Source organism: Devosia sp. (assembly GCF_034675085.1).
Lineage (GTDB): Bacteria > Pseudomonadota > Alphaproteobacteria > Rhizobiales > Devosiaceae > Devosia.
This window is the reverse complement of record NZ_JAUCDN010000451.1, coordinates 1-1,895: the sequence shown is the minus strand read 5'-3', so window position 1 is coordinate 1,895 and position 1,895 is coordinate 1. Positions and strand designations below refer to the sequence as shown.

Below are 1,895 nucleotides of genomic sequence, written 5' to 3'. Positions count from 1 at the left end.
AAAGTGGAAACGGTTGTGCGGTTCGGAAACGCGATAAAACCACGGCTTAGATCGTTTCAGCGTTTCTACTACACGGTGAAATGATCTAGAGCACAGGACCTGCCGGCGCTCTACGGCGCCATTGTTTCGAGCGGCTCATAGGCGCTGCGCGGCACCTCGGCCACCGAGGCGGCAAAGGTGAGCACGCTCATGGCGATGGCGAAAAGCGCTGCCGTTGCCAGCCTGGTCATTCTTTCCTCCCCGGAATCTGCAATCGGGCTTGCAATGCCCCAGAGCGGGCCGGCGGAAAAGAGCGCCATGGGCATGGCTGCCATGCTGCGCCGAACCATTCGCCCTCTTCCGCGTTTCTTCCCCATATCCCCGGGAGATTGAGGAATGACCGCAACCGAAACCGGCCAGCGCCGCACCCCGCCGCTGGCGATCTTCACCGATTTCGACGGCACGCTGGTGGAGCTGGCCGAAACCCCCGATGCCATCGCCGTGCCCCAGAGCCTGCCGGCCCAGCTCGAACGCGCCTTCCGCGAGTTCGATTGCGCCTTCGCCCTGCTCACCGGGCGGGAGATCAGCGATATCGACCGCTATCTGGCGCCGCTGCAATTGCCGGTGGCCGGGGCGCATGGCACCCAGCGCCGCCGCGCCGACGGCAGTGTCGAGCCGCTCGATGCCGGCGTGATCGCCGGCGCCAGCGCCATTGCTGAAGCCATCGTGCCGTTGGTGGAGGCCCATCCCCTCTTGCTGGTGGAAACCAAGCCCGGCGCGGTGGCGCTGCACTACCGCCAGGTTCCCGAGCTGGAAGACGCCGCCCGCATCGCCATGGAAGAGGCGGTGCATGAAGCCGCCGGCTTTACGCTGGTGCCCGGCAAGATGGTGTTCGAGGCCCGCCCCAGCGCCACCAGCAAGGGCGAGGCGCTGCGCGCCTTCATGCGCGAGGAGCCCTTTGCCGGCCGCGTTCCCATCGCCATCGGCGACGACACCACCGACGAGGACGCCTTCATCGCCGCCCAGGAGTTGGGCGGCACCGGCATCAAGCTGGGCGCGGGCGATACCGCCGCGCGGCTGCGCATCGCCGATATCGCGTCGGTCCATAAGCTTCTGCGTGGCCTTGCCGACATCATGGCCAGCGAGCGCGGCGCCGTCACCACCCACTAGACCATCAGGACCGTAACTATGAGCCGTCTCATCGTCGTTTCCAACCGAACCCCCGGCAAGGGCCCGGCGGCGGGCGGGCTTGCCGTTGCCCTGCGCAAGACCCTGGCCGAGCGTGAGGGCTTCTGGTTCGGCTGGTCGGGACAATTGGTCGAAACCCCGGCCACCGAAGCGCACTTCGAGCATATCGAGGGGCTCGACATTGCCCAGATCGACCTCACCCGCGCCGATCACCACGCCTATTATGCCGGCTTTTCCAATTCCATCCTCTGGCCCAGCTTCCATTTGCGGCTCGACCTCGCCACCATCGAGGCGCCCTGGTATGACGGCTATCGCAGCGTCAACGGCCAGTTCGCCTGCGCGCTCATGCCCTTGCTGCGGCCCGACGACATCGTCTGGGTGCATGATTACCATCTCATCCCGCTGGCCAGCCAATTGCGCAGCCTGGGCGCGCGCAACCGCATCGGCTTTTATCTCCACATCCCCTTCCCTACGCGTGACGCCCTCAGCGCCATCCCGCATCACCGCCAGATCATGCAGGACCTTTCCCGATACGATCTGGTCGGCATGCAGGCGCGGCGCGACGTCGCCGCCTTCCGCGATTTCGTCGAGCACCAGGCCCCGGCCGGGAGCGAGCCCTGGGAGCCGCTGGATTTTTCCGCTACCGAGATCGATGCCTTTCCCATCGGCTCGGACCCCGACGCCTTCGCGCGCCTGGCCACAAGTCCCGCCGCCGCCAGGATGAGCAA

At 66.2% G+C, this 1,895-nt stretch carries 2 protein-coding genes; both read left to right on the top strand.

Going from position 1 to position 1,895, the window contains the following annotated elements; all coding sequences use genetic code 11:
* Nucleotides 1–375: 375 nt before the first annotated feature.
* The gene (otsB, locus tag VDP82_RS17600) at nt 376–1,149 is read left to right on the top strand and encodes a trehalose-phosphatase (protein WP_323016114.1); all 774 of its coding nucleotides are present in this window, start codon (nt 376–378) and stop codon (nt 1,147–1,149) included.
* 18 nt (nt 1,150–1,167) lie between these two features.
* On the top strand, nt 1,168–1,895 hold a 728-nt coding region (locus VDP82_RS17595), incomplete at its 3' end, for a trehalose-6-phosphate synthase (protein ID WP_323016113.1).

Excerpts from the sequence above, each read along its gene's own strand:
- otsB (WP_323016114.1), top strand. The coding sequence starts at position 376 with ATGACCGCAACCGAAACCGGCCAGCGCCGCACCCCGCCGCTGGCGATC.